The 16,011-nt window shown below is 74.0% G+C and carries 14 protein-coding genes; 9 read left to right on the top strand and 5 right to left on the bottom strand.

Going from position 1 to position 16,011, the window contains the following annotated elements; translation table 11 throughout:
- Positions 1-106 precede the first annotated feature (106 nt).
- Complete coding sequence (locus AC1DXT_RS07505) at positions 107-2,815, top strand: AAA family ATPase (protein WP_477060699.1); 2,709 nt, start codon at positions 107-109, stop codon at positions 2,813-2,815.
- Positions 2,816-2,818: 3 nt separating this feature from the next.
- On the opposite strand, the gene AC1DXT_RS07500 is transcribed toward AC1DXT_RS07505, so the two are convergent.
- Entirely contained in the window at positions 2,819-3,670 is an 852-nt protein-coding gene (locus AC1DXT_RS07500; RefSeq protein ID WP_477060698.1) for a VOC family protein, read from the bottom strand.
- A complete protein-coding gene (locus AC1DXT_RS07495) occupies positions 3,667-4,278 on the bottom strand; it encodes an NADPH-dependent F420 reductase (RefSeq protein ID WP_477060697.1) in 612 nt (203 codons plus the stop codon). Before AC1DXT_RS07495 ends, AC1DXT_RS07500 begins: the two co-directional genes overlap by 4 nt.
- Positions 4,279-4,359: 81 nt before the next feature.
- Here AC1DXT_RS07495 and AC1DXT_RS07490 point away from each other — a divergent pair, with 81 nt between their 5' ends.
- From AC1DXT_RS07490 to AC1DXT_RS07465, 6 genes are all read left to right on the top strand, one after another.
- Positions 4,360-4,851 (top strand): MarR family winged helix-turn-helix transcriptional regulator, encoded by a 492-nt coding sequence (locus tag AC1DXT_RS07490; protein WP_477060696.1) that lies wholly within the window; start codon positions 4,360-4,362, stop codon positions 4,849-4,851.
- A 3-nt stretch (positions 4,852-4,854) separates the two neighbouring features.
- Positions 4,855-5,508, top strand: a complete 654-nt coding sequence (locus AC1DXT_RS07485) for a hypothetical protein (protein ID WP_477060695.1) — start codon at positions 4,855-4,857, stop codon at positions 5,506-5,508.
- Positions 5,509-5,550: 42 nt separating this feature from the next.
- On the top strand, positions 5,551-8,097 hold the full coding sequence (locus AC1DXT_RS07480) for an ATP-binding protein (RefSeq protein WP_477060694.1): 2,547 nt from the start codon (positions 5,551-5,553) through the stop codon (positions 8,095-8,097).
- Between the two features lie 101 nt (positions 8,098-8,198).
- Entirely contained in the window at positions 8,199-8,471 is a 273-nt protein-coding gene (locus AC1DXT_RS07475) for a DUF4242 domain-containing protein (RefSeq protein ID WP_477060693.1), read from the top strand.
- An 11-nt stretch (positions 8,472-8,482) separates the two neighbouring features.
- Positions 8,483-9,034: a hypothetical protein gene (locus AC1DXT_RS07470; protein ID WP_477060692.1), complete on the top strand. Its 552-nt coding sequence runs from the start codon at positions 8,483-8,485 to the stop codon at positions 9,032-9,034.
- A gap of 82 nt (positions 9,035-9,116) precedes the next feature.
- A complete protein-coding gene (locus tag AC1DXT_RS07465) occupies positions 9,117-9,947 on the top strand; it encodes a class II glutamine amidotransferase (protein WP_477060828.1) in 831 nt (276 codons plus the stop codon).
- Between the two features lie 4 nt (positions 9,948-9,951).
- On the opposite strand, the gene AC1DXT_RS07460 is transcribed toward AC1DXT_RS07465, so the two are convergent.
- The gene (locus AC1DXT_RS07460) at positions 9,952-10,335 is read right to left on the bottom strand and encodes a VOC family protein (protein ID WP_477060691.1); all 384 of its coding nucleotides are present in this window, start codon (positions 10,333-10,335) and stop codon (positions 9,952-9,954) included.
- 62 nt (positions 10,336-10,397) lie between these two features.
- Here AC1DXT_RS07460 and AC1DXT_RS07455 point away from each other — a divergent pair, with 62 nt between their 5' ends.
- Positions 10,398-11,198, top strand: a complete 801-nt coding sequence (locus tag AC1DXT_RS07455) for an FAD binding domain-containing protein (RefSeq protein ID WP_477060690.1) — start codon at positions 10,398-10,400, stop codon at positions 11,196-11,198.
- Complete coding sequence (locus AC1DXT_RS07450; protein WP_477060689.1) at positions 11,195-13,888, top strand: molybdopterin-dependent oxidoreductase; 2,694 nt, start codon at positions 11,195-11,197, stop codon at positions 13,886-13,888. The genes AC1DXT_RS07455 and AC1DXT_RS07450 overlap by 4 nt, the downstream gene beginning before the upstream one ends.
- Before the next feature lie 71 nt (positions 13,889-13,959).
- Here the strand turns inward: AC1DXT_RS07450 and AC1DXT_RS07445 are convergent, their stop codons facing one another.
- Positions 13,960-14,961 carry an XdhC family protein gene (locus AC1DXT_RS07445; RefSeq protein WP_477060688.1) on the bottom strand — a complete coding sequence of 334 codons (1,002 nt, stop codon included), beginning with the start codon at positions 14,959-14,961 and terminating at the stop codon, positions 13,960-13,962.
- A gap of 57 nt (positions 14,962-15,018) precedes the next feature.
- Positions 15,019-15,917, bottom strand: a protein-coding gene (locus AC1DXT_RS07440) for an IS5 family transposase (RefSeq protein WP_477060827.1) whose coding sequence is annotated in 2 segments (ribosomal slippage) — positions 15,019-15,827 and positions 15,827-15,917 — 900 coding nt in all. Because the reading frame shifts where the segments join, the coding sequence is not laid out codon by codon here.
- Positions 15,918-16,011 lie beyond the last annotated feature (94 nt).

Below are 16,011 nucleotides of genomic sequence, written 5' to 3'. Positions count from 1 at the left end.
TGCGTCTCCTCGGGAGGATGTCGGATCTGTCGGTTCCGACCCTGTCGCTGGCGTGGTGGCGGTCGCATCAGGGGACCCCCCTGGTGTGCTCCCTAGACTCGGGTGGGTGCTGGTCGGCCGGGAGCAGGAGCGTCACGTCATCGGGAAGCTGGTGGCCTCCGCGCGCGTGGGCGAGAGCGGCACGCTGGTGCTCTCCGGCGAGGCGGGGATCGGCAAGAGCGCCCTGCTCGAGGACGCCACCGCGGCCGTGACCGAGGCGGGCATGCGCGTGCTGCGGGCGGCCGGCATCGACGCCGAGCGCGAGGTGCCGTTCGGGGGTCTGCTGCAGCTGCTGCGCCCGGTGCTGGGGCACCTCGACGCGATCCCCGCACCGCAGGCGGAGGCGCTCGGCTCGGCGCTCGCCCTGGTGCCCGGGTCCGGCGGAGAACGGTTCGCGGTCGGCGCGGCCGTGCTGAGCCTGCTCAGCCGCGTGGCCGACGACGGCCCGGTCGCGGTGGTCGTCGACGACGCGCACCTCCTCGACCCCCCGTCGGCCCAGGCACTGTGCTTCGCCGCCCGACGACTCACGGCCGACCCGGTCGTCGTCCTGCTCGCGGTGCGCGACGAGGCGCCGTCGGTCGTCAGCTCGGCAGGGCTGCCCATGCTCATGCTCGGCGGGCTCGCCGACGCCGACGCCGCGGAACTGGCGGGGTCGCTGGGCCGACGCCTGCCGGACGAGGCCCGGGCCCGGTTGCTGTCAGCGACCGGCGGCAACCCGCTCGCCCTCCTGGAGCTCACGGACGAGGGGTTCGACGCGCTGCCGCCCGGTGCGCCCGTCCCCGTGCCGGCGTCGCTGGCCCGGACGTTCGCCCGCCGCGCCGACGCGCTCTCCGAGAGGGCCCGGACCGCCATGCTGGTGGCCGCGGCGGCGGGCGGCGACCTCGCGGCGATCACCGGCGCGTGCGCCCGGCTCGGTGTCTCGGTCGGCGACCTGGACGAGGCAGCGCGCGAGCAGCTGCTCACCGTCGACGCCCACCGCGTCACCTTCCGGCACGACCTGGTCCGTTCCGGCATCTACGCCGAGGCCGCCCCCGCCGCCCGGCGCGCGGTGCATGCCGCGCTCGCGCAGGCCGTACCCGCGGACGACGTGGACCGGCGCGCCTGGCACCTCGGCGAGGCCACGGCCACCCCGGACGCGTCGGTGGCCGCCGTGCTCGACGAGGCCGCCTCCCGCTCACGGGAGCGGGGCGCGTGGGCCGTCGCCGCGGCGGGGTTCGAGCGTGCCGCGCGCGTGAGCCCCGACCCGTCGGACCGTGCCCGACGACTCGTGTCGGCGGCGGAGAGCGCGTGGCGCGCAGGACTGCCGGACTCCGCCACCGACCTGCTCGACCGCGCGTCCGAGCTCCCCCAGTCCCCCGCGCTGCGGACCCGCGCCGCCGCCCTCGACGGGTCCGTCGCCGCGCGGACCGGATCGGTCGAGCGAGCCCGGGACGTCTTCGTCGCCGCCGGCACGCGGGCCGCCGACGAGGACCCCGACACCGCCGTCACCCTGCTCTCCGACGCCATCCAGGCCTGCCAGTTCGCCGGCGACGTCGCGACCGCCGGATCGGCGGCCGCGCTCATCGCCGAGCTCGAGCCGCGGACCGCGCGGGCACGATGGGTCGGGTCGATGGCGACCGCCGTGGCCGACATCCTCGCCGGCCACGGCGGCCCGGACCTGCTGCGCGCCGCGATGGCGGACGTCGACCAGTACCTCGACGACCCGCAGCTGGCGCCGTGGCTCGTCGTCCTGCCGCTCTACCTGCGCGAGAGCGCGGTGGGACGGGACGTCATCCCCACGGTCGTCGCCCACTCCCGGCGCCGCAGCGACATCGGCGGGCTGCCGATCCTGTTGTTCTACGTCGCGCGCGACCAGGCGACGACGGACCGGTGGGACGACGCCGTCGCGGGGTACACCGAAGGGATCCAGCTCGCCCGGGAGGCCGGCCAGGCCACCGACCTCACCGCGTGCCTCGCGGGGCTGTCCTGGCTGGAGGCTCGGCGGGGCGACGCGGACGCCTGCCTGGCCCACGCCGAGGAGGCCCTGGCGATCGCCGGCGAGCACCACCTCGGCTTCTTCCAGACCTGGGCGATGACCGCGCTGGCCGAGCGCGAGCTGGGCCTCGGGCGGACCGATGCCGCGCTGGACCGGTTCCGGGCGCTCGACTCGGTGCTGGACGACCTCGGTCTGGTGGACGTCGACGCCTCCCCCGCGGCGGACATGGTCGAGGCGATGGTGCGCCTGGGGATGACCGACGAGGCGGGCGCCCTGGCGGCGTCGCTGACCGAGCGCGCGGAGGTCAAGGGTCAGCCGTGGTCGCTGGCCCGTGCCGCCCGCGCGGCAGGCCTGACGTGCCCGGACACCGACGTGGACGTCTGCTTCTCGGTCGCCCTCGCCTATCACCAGCACACGCCCGACGCGTTCGAGGCCGCGCGCACCGAGCTGGCGTACGGGTCCCGGCTGCGCCGGATGAAGCGTCGCGTGGACTCACGGCCGCACCTGCGGTCCGCGCTCGCGACCTTCGAGCGCCTCGGTGCGGTCCCGTGGGCCGACCAGGCAGCCTCCGAGCTGCGTGCGACCGGGGAGACGGCTCAGCGGCGCAGCGCGACCGGCCTCGACCACCTGACGCCGCAGGAGCTGCAGGTGGCCAGCATGCTGGCCGGCGGGCGCACCACCCGGGAGGCCGCCGCCGCGCTGTTCCTGTCCCCGAAGACCATCGAGTACCACCTGCGCAACGTGTACCTGAAGCTCGGGATCCGGTCCCGCGCGGAGCTGGCCGGGGCGGTCCCGGGCTGAGGCTCAGCCCGCGACCACCACGCGGATCTCGTTGTTCCACGGGTCCTCGAACGCGAGCACCCGGCCGTCGTCGCGCGTGGCGATCCCCCGGCCGGCCAGCCGGGCGCCCAGCGCGCCGCGCTCGTCGTCGGTGGGCAGCTCGATGGTGACCTCGCCCAGTCCGAGCGCCGGCCACCGGCCCTGCGCGCCGCGGCTCTGCCACGTGTTCATCGCCAGGTGGTGGTGGTAGCCGCCGGCCGACACGAACAGTGCCTGGGTGCCGTACTCCGCGGTCACCTCGAAGCCGACCGTGTCCACGTAGAACTGCTGGGCGGTGGCGATGTCGCCGACCTTGAGGTGCACGTGCCCCACCGCGGCGGCGCCGTCGAGCGCGTCGGGGTCGGTGAGGTTCTCGCGCAGGAACCCGTTCGGGTCCAGGTAGTTCGTGGCCATCGCGACGCGGCCGTTCTTCCAGCCCCACTGCTCGCGCGGCCGGTCCCAGTAGAGCTCCACGCCGTTGCCCTCGGGGTCGTCGAAGTAGAGCGCCTTGGACACCAGGTGGTCCGAGCTGCCCGTGAACGAGGACGGGAAGTGCTGCGCGACCGAGTACACCGAGGACGCGAGAGAGCTCTGCTCGTCGAACAGGATCGCGGTATGGAAGAGCCCCGCGGCCGTCGAGGGGGCGTGCTTGAGCAGCGGTGTGTGCTCGAGCACGACGGCCGGGACTCCCAGCCTGCCGAGGGTGACGCGGTCACCCTCGGCCTCCAGGACCGTCAGGCCGATGCCGCGCGAGTAGTAGTCCGTCATCCCGTCGAGGTCGCCCACCTTGAGGGTGACGGCCCCGACGTCGGTGCGGGCGTCGAGGATCTCGGTCATGCCGTCAGCCCGAACCCGCCGGTCCACGACGTCTTCTCCGCCGCGGCGAGGGTCAGCTGCAGGAACCCGAGGGCCTCGAGCTCGTGGGCGCGCTTGAGGGAGCCGGCGTCGACGGCGCGCAGGCCGCCGGCCTCGACGACCGCAGCGAGGGCCTCCTTGGCGTTCGTGTCGTCGCCCGCGATGAGGACGGAGGTGCGCTCGGAACCCACCTCACCCGTGCTGAGCGTCGCCGCGAACGTGGTGTTGAACGCCTTGAGCACCGACGCGGCCGGCACGCTCTGCGCGATGACCTCGGCGGCGGAGCTGCCCACCGGCACGACGAGGGAGTCGAAGGTCGCGAAGTCGAGGGGGTTGGTCAGGTCCACGAGCACCTTGCCGTCCAGCTGGCCCTCGTACTGGCCGAGCACCTCGGGCACGGCGCCGTACGGCAGGGCCAGAACGACGATGTCGCCCGCGATCGGGTCACCGACGGTGCCGTGCTTCGCGCCGGGGATGGCGACCTTGACCGGCTCCCGGGTCAGCACCTGCGCCTCGTTGCCGCCGGCGATGACCCGCCACGCGATGGCCGAGCCCATGTTGCCTGCTCCGATGACGGTGACCGTGCTCATGGTGTCCTCCTTGATTGGTTGTTGCTACAACTACTGTACCTCTAATAGTTGTCGCGTCAAGTTTTTGCTAGCATGTCTCGCATGACGGAACCGCGCTGGCTCACCCCGGAGCAGCTGTGCGCCTGGAAGAAGCTCATCGCCGTGGTCGAGCTGCTGCCGGGCACGCTGGAGTCCCAGCTGCAGCGCGACTCCGGCCTGAGCCACTTCGAGTACTTCACGCTCGCGATGCTCTCCGAGGCACCGGAGCGCACGCTGCGGATGACGTCGCTCGCCGCGCAGACCAACGCCACCCTCGCACGCCTGTCCCACGTGGTCACCCGGCTGGAGAAGCGCGGGCTGGTGCGGCGCGAGGCGTGCGCCGAGGACCGCAGGGCGACGAACGCGATCCTCACCCCCGCCGGCTGGACCACGGTCGAGGCCGCCGCGCCCGGGCACGTCGGTACCGTCCTGGCCACCGTGATCGACCCCCTCACCGCGACCGACATCGCGGACCTCGACCGCGTGATGGGTCGCATCCTCGAGGTCCTCGACGCGTCGCACGTCATGGTCGGGGCCTCGCCGACCGATGACTGAGGTGTGCTCCTCGCCCTCGGCTTGATCGGATTCCTCGCCCTGACGGCGAGCATCGTCGTGCGCTGGATGAACCGACGCGTCGACTCCCTCGGGCGGATCGCGCCCTTCCCCCGGATCAGCGTGGGCCTCTCGCTCGGCCTGGCGTTGTGCTTCGGGATCCCGATGCTCGTCGAGGCCCGGGTCGAGCACCAGCTCGAGGAGGCCGCCGGCGAGATCGCCGGCGAGTCGGTGCAGGTCAACTGCCAGAGCCTCGGGCAGGCGTTCGTCGACGTCGGCCCCGAGCTCGGCTTCGTCGCCTGGGGACCGGACGGCGTCCCCGAGCGATCGACGCTCATCAAGTTCGGCGCCTGCGGGAACCTGCGCGCGTGGCTGGGCTCGACCAAGGCGAGCCCGTCGCTGGACCAGGTCATCGCCGTGCACGTGGTCACCCACGAGACCATGCACATGGTCGGGATCACCGACGAGGCCCACGCCGAGTGCGCCGCCGTGCAGCGCGACGCCGCGATGGCCGAGGCGCTCGGGGCGTCGCCGCAGGAGGCTCAAGCCCTGGCCCGCCGGTACTGGATCGAGGTGTACCCGCGGATGCCCGACAACTACGTGGGCGGGTGCGGACCGGGCGGCACGTACGACGAACGCCTCCCGACACCGCCCTGGTGACGCGCGTTGACCGCCGGTGGTGCCCGGCGGACGATGAGGGTCGTGGACCGACCCGCGACACCGGTCGACGTCGTCCGGGGTGCCCTGCTCGAGCGTGACGACGAGCTGGCGCTGCTCACCGGCCTGCTCGACGGCGTCCGGACCACCTCGCGCGGCGCGGTGGTCCTGGTCCGCGGCGAGGCCGGCGCGGGCAAGACGACCCTGGTGCGAGAGCTCTGCGCGCGCAGCGGTGCGCGGGTCCTCGCGGGCGCGTGCGACCCGCTGTTCACGCCCCGCCCGCTGGGTCCGCTGCTCGACGTCGCCGAGGCGGCCGGCGGCGAGCTGGCGGAGGCCGTCTCGGCGCACCCGACACCGCACGACCTCGTGCAGACGCTCCTGCGCGACCTCCGCTCGGCGGACGTCACGGTCCTCGTGCTCGAGGACCTGCACTGGGCGGACGAGGCGACGCTCGACGTCGTGCGGTTGCTGGCCCGGAAGATCGCGGACGCCCCGGCCCTGGTGGTGGGCACCTACCGCGACGACCAGCTGGACCGGGACCACGCGCTGCACACGCTCGTCGGGGAGCTGGCGACGCACCGGTCGATGCGCCGGGTGACGCTCGCACCGCTGTCCCGGGACGCCGTCGCCGCGCTCGCCCGCTCCGCGGGGGTCGACCCCGACGAGCTCTACCGCAGGACGGCGGGCAACCCATTCTTCGTCGTCGAGACGCTGGCCGCCGGCACCGACGACATCCCCGACACCGTCCGGGAGGTCGTGCTGGCGCGCGCGTCCCGGCTGGGCCCGGAGGCGCGGCTGCTCCTCGACGCCGTGGCGGTCGTCCCGCCGCAGGCCGACCTGGCCCTGCTCGCCGCGCTGGTCCCCGGGTCGGTGGACGTGCTCGACGAGGCGCTCGCCTCGGGCATGCTCGTGCCGCGGGGACGCGCGGTCGCGTTCCGGCACGAGCTGGCCCGGCTGGCCGTCGAGGAGGCGATCCCGCCCCACCGGCGCGCCGAGCTCCACCGCCTCGCGCTGGCCGAGCTCGCGGAGCGGACGCCGGACCTGGCCCTCCTCGCGCACCACGCCGACGCGGCAGGGGACGCCGACGCCGTCCTGCGGTACGCACCCGCCGCCGCGCAGGACGCCGCACAGCTGGGCGCCCACCGCGAGGCCGCGGCGCAGTACGCCCGCACGCTCCGGTACGGCGCCGGGCTGCCCGCCGCGGAGCGCGTGCGGCTGCGGGTTCGGCAGGCCGAGTCCTGCTACGTCACCGACCAGTACGACGACGGGATCGCCGCGCTGCAGGACGCGCTCCTGGTCTGCGAGGACGTGACCGTCCGCGGAGACGTCCTGCGGCGGCTGTCCGAGTTTCTCTGGTGCCCGGGACGCACCGCGGAGGCCCAGAGCGCGGCGCGCGAGGCGGTCACCCTGCTCGAGTCGGTGCCGCCGGGCCGCGAGCTGGCGGCGGCCTACGCGAACCTCGCGGCGGTGTGCCTGGGTGACGCCCGCCCGGAGACGGTCGAGTGGGCGCAACGGGGGGGCCAGCTCGCCGACGACCTCGGCGACAGACCGATCGCGATGCACACGCTCGCGACGCTCGGGCGGGTCGGCATCGCTGCCGACGGCGGGGCCGCGCTGCTTGCCAGCCTCGAGGGTGCACGGGGCACCGACCGACCGGTGCTCGTCGGCCGCACCTACGTGCTGCTCGCCGGGGGCGCCGTGGAGACGCGGCAGCGCACGCTCGCGCGCCGGTACCTCGACGAGGGCACCGCGTTCTGCAGCGATCGCGGGATCGAGCTCGACCGGCTCTACCTGATGGCCTACGGCGCGCGCCTGGCGCTCGACGAGGGTCGGTGGTCCGAGGCCGCCGACGCCGCCCAGGAGGTCATCGGGATCCGGCGGACCTCGACGACGCCCCGCATCGTCGCGCTCGTCGTCCTCGGGCTCGTGCGTGCGCGGCGGGGCGACCCCGGTCATCGGGAGCCTCTCGAGGAGGCGTGGGCGCTCGCCGCACCGACGGGCGAGCTCTCCCGGCTCGGGCAGGTCGCGCTCGCGCGGGCCGAGGCGGCGTGGCTCGAGGGCCGGCCGGACGCCGTGGTCGCCGCCGTCGACGCGGCGCTGCCGATCGCCGTCGACCGGGGTGCGCAGTCGTTCGTCGACCAGCTGGGCACCTGGAGGCGCCGGGCGGCCGGCGACCACGTCGGGTCGGACGCCCAGGCGTGGGCGGAGCGCGGGTGCCCCTACGAGGAGGCCCTGGCGCTGGCCGACGCCGACGAGGTCGACCCGCTGCGCCGCGCCGTCGACCTGCTGCAGGGCCTGGGAGCCCGGCCCGCGGCCGCGATCGTGGCCCAGCGGCTGCGGGACCGCGGCGTGCGGGGCATCCCCCGCGGACACCGCGCCACGACGCGGGCCAACCCGGCGCTCCTCACCGACCGCGAGCTCGAGGTGCTGACGCTGGTCGGCGACGGCCTGCGCAACGCGGAGATCGGCGAGCGCCTGTTCGTCTCCCGCCGCACGGTCGACCACCACCTGGGGTCCATCCTGCGCAAGCTGTCCGTGCAGACCCGCACCCAGGCGAGCGCCGAGGCGCGCCGGCTCGGCCTCACGACCTAGGCAGCGTGCCCGCGCAACGTGGGCAGTCCTGCCGATGCCCGCGTCCGGGCGGCATTCGTAGCGTCGACGGCATCAACCACCCCGAATGAGAGGGCACTGAGATGCCGCGCTACATCGTCGAACGCACCTTCCCGACCGGCCTGCACATCCCCACCGACCCTGGCGGGGCGGCGACCTGCCTGACCGTGGTCGACACCAACGCCGAGGACGGGGTCACCTGGGTCCACTCCTACGTCAGCGACGACAGGGCCAAGTCCTTCTGCGTCTACGACGGGCCGAACCCCGAGGCGATCCGCGCGGTCGCCGTGCGCAACTCGCTCCCGGTCGACCGGATCACGCAGGTCCGGGTCCTCGACCCCTACTTCTACGTCTGAGGGTGGTCACCATGGTCACTCCCGTGATGGCTGCGCTCGCCGCGGTCGCGCTCGTCGGGTCCGGCTTCGGGTTCGGCGGGGACCACGGCCACGATCCCGGGCACCCGACGCTCGCGCACGCCCGGCACGCGATCGGCCCGTTCCACCGGGTCGACGTCGCGAAGGCCGCCGGGTACGGCGTGCTCAGCGACGCCGCCGGCATCCAGTGCATCGACAACCCGGGCGTGGGTGGGATGGGGGTCCACCTCGTCGACGGCGACCTCGTCGGCGACGGGACCGTCCGGGCGACCACGCCCGAGGCCCTCGTGTACGAGCCGAACCGTCGCGGCGGGTTGCGTCTGGTGGCCGCCGAGTACGTGGTCCTCCAGGCCGACTGGGACGCCACGCACACCTCCCCGCCGCGGCTGTTCGGCCGGACGTTCGAGCTGGTCCCCGCGGGCAACCGCTACGGGCTGCCCGCGTTCTACGAGCTGCACGCGTGGCTGTTCCGGTCCAACCCGCTCGGCATGTTCCAGGACTGGAACCCGCGCGTCACCTGCGCCCGGTCCACCGAGTCGTACTGACACCAGCTGCGGTCCCGGGTGCAGACATCCGGGACCGCAGGTGGTGTGCTTGGTGGACAGCCGCACGGGCAAGGAGGCCGAGATGTGTCGCTGGCTCGCCTACACCGGGTCGCCCGTGCTCCTGGACGACCTGATCTACAAGCCGACCAACTCGCTCGTGGTGCAGAGCCTGCACAGCCGGCTCGGCGCGGAGGCCACCAACGGCGACGGGTTCGGCGTCGGCTGGTACGACGAGCACGCGCCCACGCCGGGGGTGTTCCGCAGCATCGAGCCGGCGTGGAGCGACCGGAACCTGCGCGAGCTGGCCGAGCACGTCCGCGCCGGGGTGGTGCTCGCACACATCCGCGCGACCAGCGGGACCGCCGTGCAGCAGACCAACTGCCACCCCTTCCGGCACGGGAAGTGGCTCTGGATGCACAACGGGCTGCTCGCCGGGTTCTCCGCCATGAAGCGCGACCTCGTGCTGGCCATCGACCCCGAGCTGTTCCCCCTCGTCGAGGGGTCGACCGACTCCGAGGTCCTCTTCTACCTCGCGCTCACGTTCGGCCTCGAGGACGACCCGCCCACCGCGGTCGCCCGTGCGGTCGGGCTGGTCGAGGAGGTCGGCCGGACGCACGGCATCGCGTTCCCGGTGCAGATGACGGTCGCCACCAGCGACGGGACCCGGGTCTGGGCGTTCCGGTACTCCACGGAGGGCCAGAGCCGTTCTCTCTTCCGGAACACCGACGTCGCGGTGCTGCGGCAGCAGTACCCGGAGAACCCGGTGCTGCACCGCCTCGCGGACACGACCCGGATCGTCGTCTCCGAGCCGCTGGGTGACCTCAAGGGCGCGTGGCACGAGGTGCCGGAGAGCAGCTGCCTCGTCATCGAGGACGGACGCGAGGAGCTGCAGCCGTTCCAGCCCGCGGTGTAGCGGCTCAGCGGTCCAGGCACAGGCAGAAAGGGTGCCCGGAGGGGTCCGCGTAGACGCGGAACGGGTCCTCCGGGTGCCCCTCCTCCTCGGGCGTGCCGGTGAGCGGCCGCGCGCCGAGCCGCACCGCCTCCTCGTGGCCGACGGCGAGGTCGGTGACCTCGAGGTCCAGGTGCACGATCGCGCCAGCACGCCACGCCGGGACGGTGGCGTCCGAGCGCTGGAACCCGATCCGGACCGGCCGCGCGGGGTCGACGATCAGGAGGTACTCGTCACCCTCGGGGTCCGGCTCCTCGTGTCCCGGCGCCCACTCCCAGCGCAGGAGGCGTCGGTAGAACTCGGCGAGCTCGCGGGGGTCGGCGCAGTCCACGGTCGGTTGGCGCAGGTGCATGCGTCCGACGCTAAGGGCTACGTCACACGCCGGACACCTGTATACGGTTCACTCGGCAGACCATGGACCTGACCTCGCTGGACCGCATCCGAGCGGCGCACGACCGGACCGAGCTCGCGCTCGGCCCCCGCAGCGCGCCCCTGGCCGGCGGCACGTGGCTGTTCTCCGAGCTGCAGCCGCACCTCGAGGAGCTGGTCGACCTCACGACCCTCGGCTGGCCGGCCGTCGAGGTGTCCTCCTCCGGGCTCGTGCTCGCTGCCACCTGCACCATCCGGACTCTCGTGGACCTGCCCCCGGTGCCGGGATGGCGCTCGCAGCACCTGGTCGCGCGGTGCGCCCGGTCGCTGGTGGCGTCGGAGAAGATCTGGGACTGGGCCACGGTCGGCGGGAACCTCTGCGTGGCGCTCCCGGCGGGCGCGATGACGTCGCTCACCGTGGCGCTCGACGCCACAGCGGTGGTGTGGACGCCGGACGGCGGGGAGCGTCGGGAGCCCGTCGCGTCGTTCGTCACGGGGGTGCGGACCACGACGCTGGGACCCGGTGAGGTGCTCCGCGCGGTGACGGTCCCCGCGGAGGTCCTCGCGCAGCCGACCGCGTTCCGCCGCGTCGCGCTGACCAGGCACGGGCGCTCCGGGGCGATCGTCGTCGGGCGCCGCGAGCCCGACGGGGGCCTCGTCGTGACGCTCACCGCGGGCGTGACGCATCCCCACCGGCTCGCGTTCCCGGGTCTGCCGGGGGCCGACGAGCTCCGCGCCGCGATCGAGCAGGTCGACGACTGGTACGACGACCCGCACGGCGCCCCGGACTGGCGTCGGGCGATGACGCTCCGGCTGGCCGAGCAGATCCGGGAGGAGCTCGCATGAGGTTCGAGGTGAACGGCGCACCCGTCGAGGCGGAGCCGGCCCCCGGTCAGGTGCTGCGGACCCTGCTGCGCGAGCAGGGGCACGTCGAGGTGAAGAAGGGCTGCGACTCGGGCGACTGCGGCGCCTGCACGGTCCTGCTGGACGGCAGGCCCACCCACTCCTGCCTGGTCCCCGCGTACCGGGCGGAGGGTCGCGCCGTGACCACGGTGTCCGGGCTGGATCCATCGGTCGGCCAGGCGTTCGTGGACGCCGCCGCGTTCCAGTGCGGGTTCTGCACGGCCGGCCTGGTCACGACGGTCGCCGGGCTGGACCTCAGGACGGACGACGAGGAGACCGCGCGGCTGCTCAAGGGCAACCTCTGCCGCTGCACCGGCTACCGCTCGATCTGCGACGCCGTGGCCCGCCGGTGCAACACCGTGGACCCGCTGGCCGGTCAGGACGCCGGCCGCTCGGTGCGCTCCCCCGCGGCGCACCGGATCGTCACCGGCCGCGAACCGTTCACCCTCGACGTGCCGGCCACCGACCTGGCGCACCTCGCCGTGCTGGGCAGCCCGCACGCGCACGCCCGGATCGTGTCCATCGACGCCTCCGCCGCCCTGCGCGCGCCCGGCGTCCTCGCCGTGCTGACCCACGAGGACTCCCCCGCGACGCTCTTCTCGACCGCCCGGCACGAGTCCCGCCTCGACGACCCCGACGACACCCGCGTGCTCGACCCCGTGCTCCGGTTCCACGGCCAGCGGGTGGCCGTCGTGGTGGCCGAGTCCCTGCGGGAGGCATCGCGGGCGCTGGCCCTGATCGAGGTCGAGTACGAGGTCCTCCCCGCGGTCGTCGACCCGGCGGCCGCGCGGGAGCCGGGCGCGCCCCTGGTCCACGGCGACAAGGGGCCCGAGTCGCGGATCTCCGAGCCGGGACGCAACGTCGTCGCGCAGCTGCACGCCGAGATGGGGTCCGTGAGCGCCGCGCTGGCGTCGTCGGCGCACCGCGTGAGCGGCACCTTCCGCACCAGCCGCGTGTCGCACACGGCCATGGAGACGCACGCGACCCGCGGCTGGCTCGACGAGGACGGCCGGCTCGTCCTGCGCACCAGCACGCAGGTGCCGTACCTGGTCCGCGACGAGATCGCGCACATCTTCGACCTCGATCCCGCGCGCGTCCGGGTGCTCACGGGTCGCGTCGGCGGCGGGTTCGGCGGCAAGCAGGAGCTGCTCACGGAGGACGTCGTCACGCTCGCGGTCCTGCGCACCGGCCGCGCGGTCCAGTACGAGATGAGCCGCGCCGACGAGTTCACCATCGTGCCCACCCGGCACCCGGTCCGCGTCGAGGTGGAGCTCGGTGCGGATGCCGACGGCGTGCTGACCGCCATGCGCATCGACGTGCTGAACAACACCGGCGCGTACGGCAACCACGGACCGGGCGTGATGTTCCACGGCGTCTCCGAGTCGATGGCCGTGTACCGGTGCGCGAACAAGCGGGTCGACGCCGAGTCCGTCTACACCCACACAGTGCCGTCAGGAGCGTTCCGCGGGTACGGCCTGGGACAGATCATCTTCGCGATCGAGTCGGCCATGGACGATCTCGCGCGGTCCGTCGGCATCGACGCGTTCGAGCTGCGGCGCCGCAACGTCGTCGTCCCCGGGGACCGCCTGCTGGTGGTCGACGCCGAGGAGAAGGGCGACCTGGACATGCACTCGTACGGCATGGACCAGTGCCTCGACCTGGTGCAGGCGGCGCTGGCCGACCGGTCGGCGGACCTTCCCGCGCCGCCCGGCACGCTCGTCGGCTCGGGGATGGCCGTCGCCATGATCGCGACCATCGCGCCGCGCGGGCACTACGCCGAGGCGACGGTCCGGCTGCTCGACGACGGCCGGTACCAGGCGAGCATCGGCACCACCGAGTTCGGCAACGGCACCACGACCGTGCACGGCCAGCTGGTCGCGCAGGCGCTCGGCACCACCGTCGACCGCATCGTCATCGCACAGTCCGACACCGACGTGGCCGGGTACGACACCGGCGCCTTCGGGTCCGCCGGCGTCGTCGTCGCCGGGCTCGCCCTGCACCGCGCGGCGCTGCAGCTGCGCGCCAAGATCCTGTCCGCGGCGGCCGCGCTGCGCGACCACCCCAGCGACGAGCCCCGCACCTGGGACTCGAAGGACCTCGCCCCGGACTCGGCGAGCGGCGTGTCGCTGACCGAGATCGCGCGGGCCGTCCCCGGGCTCACGGGCCAGGGCAGCCACGACGGCACGCCCCGGTCGGTCGCGTTCAACGTGCACGGCTTCCGGGTCGCCGTCGACCCGTCGACGGGCGAGGTGACCATCCTGCGCTCGGTTCAGGCGGTCGACGCCGGCACGGTCCTGCACCCCGAGCAGCTGCGCGGTCAGGTCGAGGGCGGCACCGGCCAGGCGATCGGCACGGCGCTGTACGAGGAGATGCGGCTCGACACCGAGGGCCGCGTGACCACCGCCTCGTTCCGCAGCTACCACGTGCCGCAGATGGTCGACCTGCCCCGCACCGAGGTCCTCTTCGCGCAGACCAGCGACGACCTCGGACCCCTGGGCGCCAAGTCCATGAGCGAGGCCCCGTACAACCCGGTCGCCCCCGCCCTCGCCAACGCCATCCACGACGCCCTGGGCATCCGCCCGCACGAGCTCCCCATGTCCGCCGACCGCCTCTGGCGCCTCCTGCAGCACTGACCCTCGCGGTGGAGGACCCTGTCCGTCCGCACGTCCGCGCGTCCGGACGACCGAATCCGCGGACGTTCCGGTCAGGAGTGCGGTGCTCGGGGGCGGTGGATCGGGCCGGCCAGGTCGGTCAGCGGAAGGCCCGTGGCTCCCGCGCGCGACGCCAGCACCTCCGCGAGCACCGACACCGCGGTCTCGCCCGGCGTCGACGCACCGACATCCAGCCCGATCGGCGCGCGCAGCCGGCTGAGCTCGTCGTCGGTGACGCCCCGCTCCACCAGCTCCGCCAGCCGCCGGTCCTGCGTCCGCCGCGACCCCATCGCGCCCACGTAGCCGGCGCCGGACCGCAGCGCGGCGAGCACCAGGTCGGCGTCGAACCGGTCGTCGTGCGCCATCACGCAGACCACGTCGCGACCGCCGAGACTCTGCTGCGCGAGGTGCCGGACGGGCCAGTCGACGATCACCTCGTCGGCAGCCGGGTGGCGCCGCGGGGTGGCCAGCACCGCGCGGGCGTCGCACACCGTCACGCGGTAGCCCGCGGCCCGGGCCACGACGGCGAGCGCGGCGGAGAACTCGAGCGCTCCGTAGACGACCATCCGCGGCGGGGCCGACGCGACCTCGACGAACACCTCGACGCCGCCGTCGGGACCCATGACCCGCACGAGGCCCGACCGCTCGACGTGCGGCAGCCGATCGGGCAGCGGCCCGTCGAGGGCGGTCGCCATGACGGCGTCGTCCCCGCGCGCCGCCGCAGCCAGCAGCGGCACGTCCTCGGGACCGACCAGGCGGGCGTGCACGCGGAGCACCCCGCCGCAGGTCAGACCGACGGCGAACGCGTCCTCGTCGGTCACGCCGAACTCCTGGAGCCCGGGCGCGCCACCATCGAGCACGGAGGTACAGAGCTCGTACAGCGCGCCCTCGACGCACCCGCCGGCGACGCTCCCCACGGCCGCGCCCGTGTCGTCCACCGCCATCGATGTCCCGACGACCGTCGGGGCGCTGCCCGTCATCGACACGACCGTGGCGACCGCGACCCGGTGGCCGGCACTCAGCGTGGCCAGCAGGCGGTCTGCGATCTCGAGCACGGCCGTCACCTCCCGGACTCAGGGCGCTCGCGGGTGCGCTCGCAGGGTGCGACGAGCCTAGGACGTGTCTCCGAAAGGTGCGCGCAGCCAGGCAAGGATGGCCGCAATGACTGCGCCGCCGCGGTAGACGGTGGCGAGTTTGTCGTAGCGGGTCGCCAGACCGCGCCAGTGCTTCAGGGCGTTGAACGACCGTTCGACGACGTTGCGGCCGCGGTAGGCGAGGGCGTCGTAGGTGACCGGCCGGCCGCCGCGTGAGCCGCGGGGCTTGCGATTTCCCTGCTGGTCGCAGGGCTCTGGGATCACCGCGATGATTCCGCGACGGCGGACTTCGGCGCGGCTCGCCCGTGAGGAGTAGGCCTTGTCTGCGAGCACCGAGTCGGGGCGGGTCCGCGGTCGGCCCGGCCCCAGGCGCGGGACCCGGATCGCGTTCAAGACCGGCAGGCACATCGGAGCGTCGTCGCCCTGCCCCGGCCCGACGAGCACCACCAGCGGGCGGCCCATGCCGTCGACGGCGTGGTGGACCTTGGTGGATAGCCCGGCCCGGGAGCGGCCGATCGCATGGTCAGGCGGCTCGAGTCTCTGATTCATGTGATTCGCCTGGGCCCCCGTGGTGCGGGGCAGGGTCGCGGCGTGTTGATGGGTGCGGTTGATCGTGGAGTCGATGCTCACCGACCAGTCGATCTGACCGGCTGCATCGGCCTGCGCAAGCAGCCGGGTCAAGACTGAGTCCCAGGTCCCATCGATGCTGAACCGCCGGTGACGCTTCCAGACCGTTTGCCATGGCCCGAACTCAGCCGGCAGATCGCGCCACGCGACCCCGGTTCGATACCGGTAGACGATCCCCTCTAGGAGCTGACGGTGATCACGAACGGGCGGCCCTGCCGGCCGTCAATGGACGGGAGTAGAGGCGCGATCTGCTCCCACTGGGCATCACTGAGCGCTGCGCGACGAGACACCACGACAGCAGCAGCGAGCTCGAGGCCGAAGTCACGGGGGCTCGCGGCCTCGACCCGCCGCCGGTGACCCGTTCGGCTCGACCACGTCCGGTCT

It is taken from the genome of Cellulomonas sp. P1_G12_2 (genome assembly GCF_056405535.1).
The sequence above is the reverse complement of the archived record's forward strand: the minus strand, read 5'-3'. Positions and strand labels throughout refer to the sequence as shown.

Bases quoted from the DNA above. Each gene is read 5' to 3' on its own strand.
- AC1DXT_RS07500 (WP_477060698.1), bottom strand. From the start codon at position 3,670: ATGACCGAGATCCTCGACGCCCGCACCGACGTCGGGGCCGTCACCCTC.
- AC1DXT_RS07495 (WP_477060697.1), bottom strand. From the start codon at position 4,278: ATGAGCACGGTCACCGTCATCGGAGCAGGCAACATGGGCTCGGCCATC.
- AC1DXT_RS07490 (WP_477060696.1), top strand. From the start codon at position 4,360: ATGACGGAACCGCGCTGGCTCACCCCGGAGCAGCTGTGCGCCTGGAAG.
- AC1DXT_RS07475 (WP_477060693.1), top strand. From the start codon at position 8,199: ATGCCGCGCTACATCGTCGAACGCACCTTCCCGACCGGCCTGCACATC.
- AC1DXT_RS07470 (WP_477060692.1), top strand. From the start codon at position 8,483: ATGGTCACTCCCGTGATGGCTGCGCTCGCCGCGGTCGCGCTCGTCGGG.
- AC1DXT_RS07465 (WP_477060828.1), top strand. From the start codon at position 9,117: ATGTGTCGCTGGCTCGCCTACACCGGGTCGCCCGTGCTCCTGGACGAC.
- AC1DXT_RS07460 (WP_477060691.1), bottom strand. From the start codon at position 10,335: ATGCACCTGCGCCAACCGACCGTGGACTGCGCCGACCCCCGCGAGCTC.
- AC1DXT_RS07455 (WP_477060690.1), top strand. From the start codon at position 10,398: ATGGACCTGACCTCGCTGGACCGCATCCGAGCGGCGCACGACCGGACC.
- AC1DXT_RS07450 (WP_477060689.1), top strand. From the start codon at position 11,195: ATGAGGTTCGAGGTGAACGGCGCACCCGTCGAGGCGGAGCCGGCCCCC.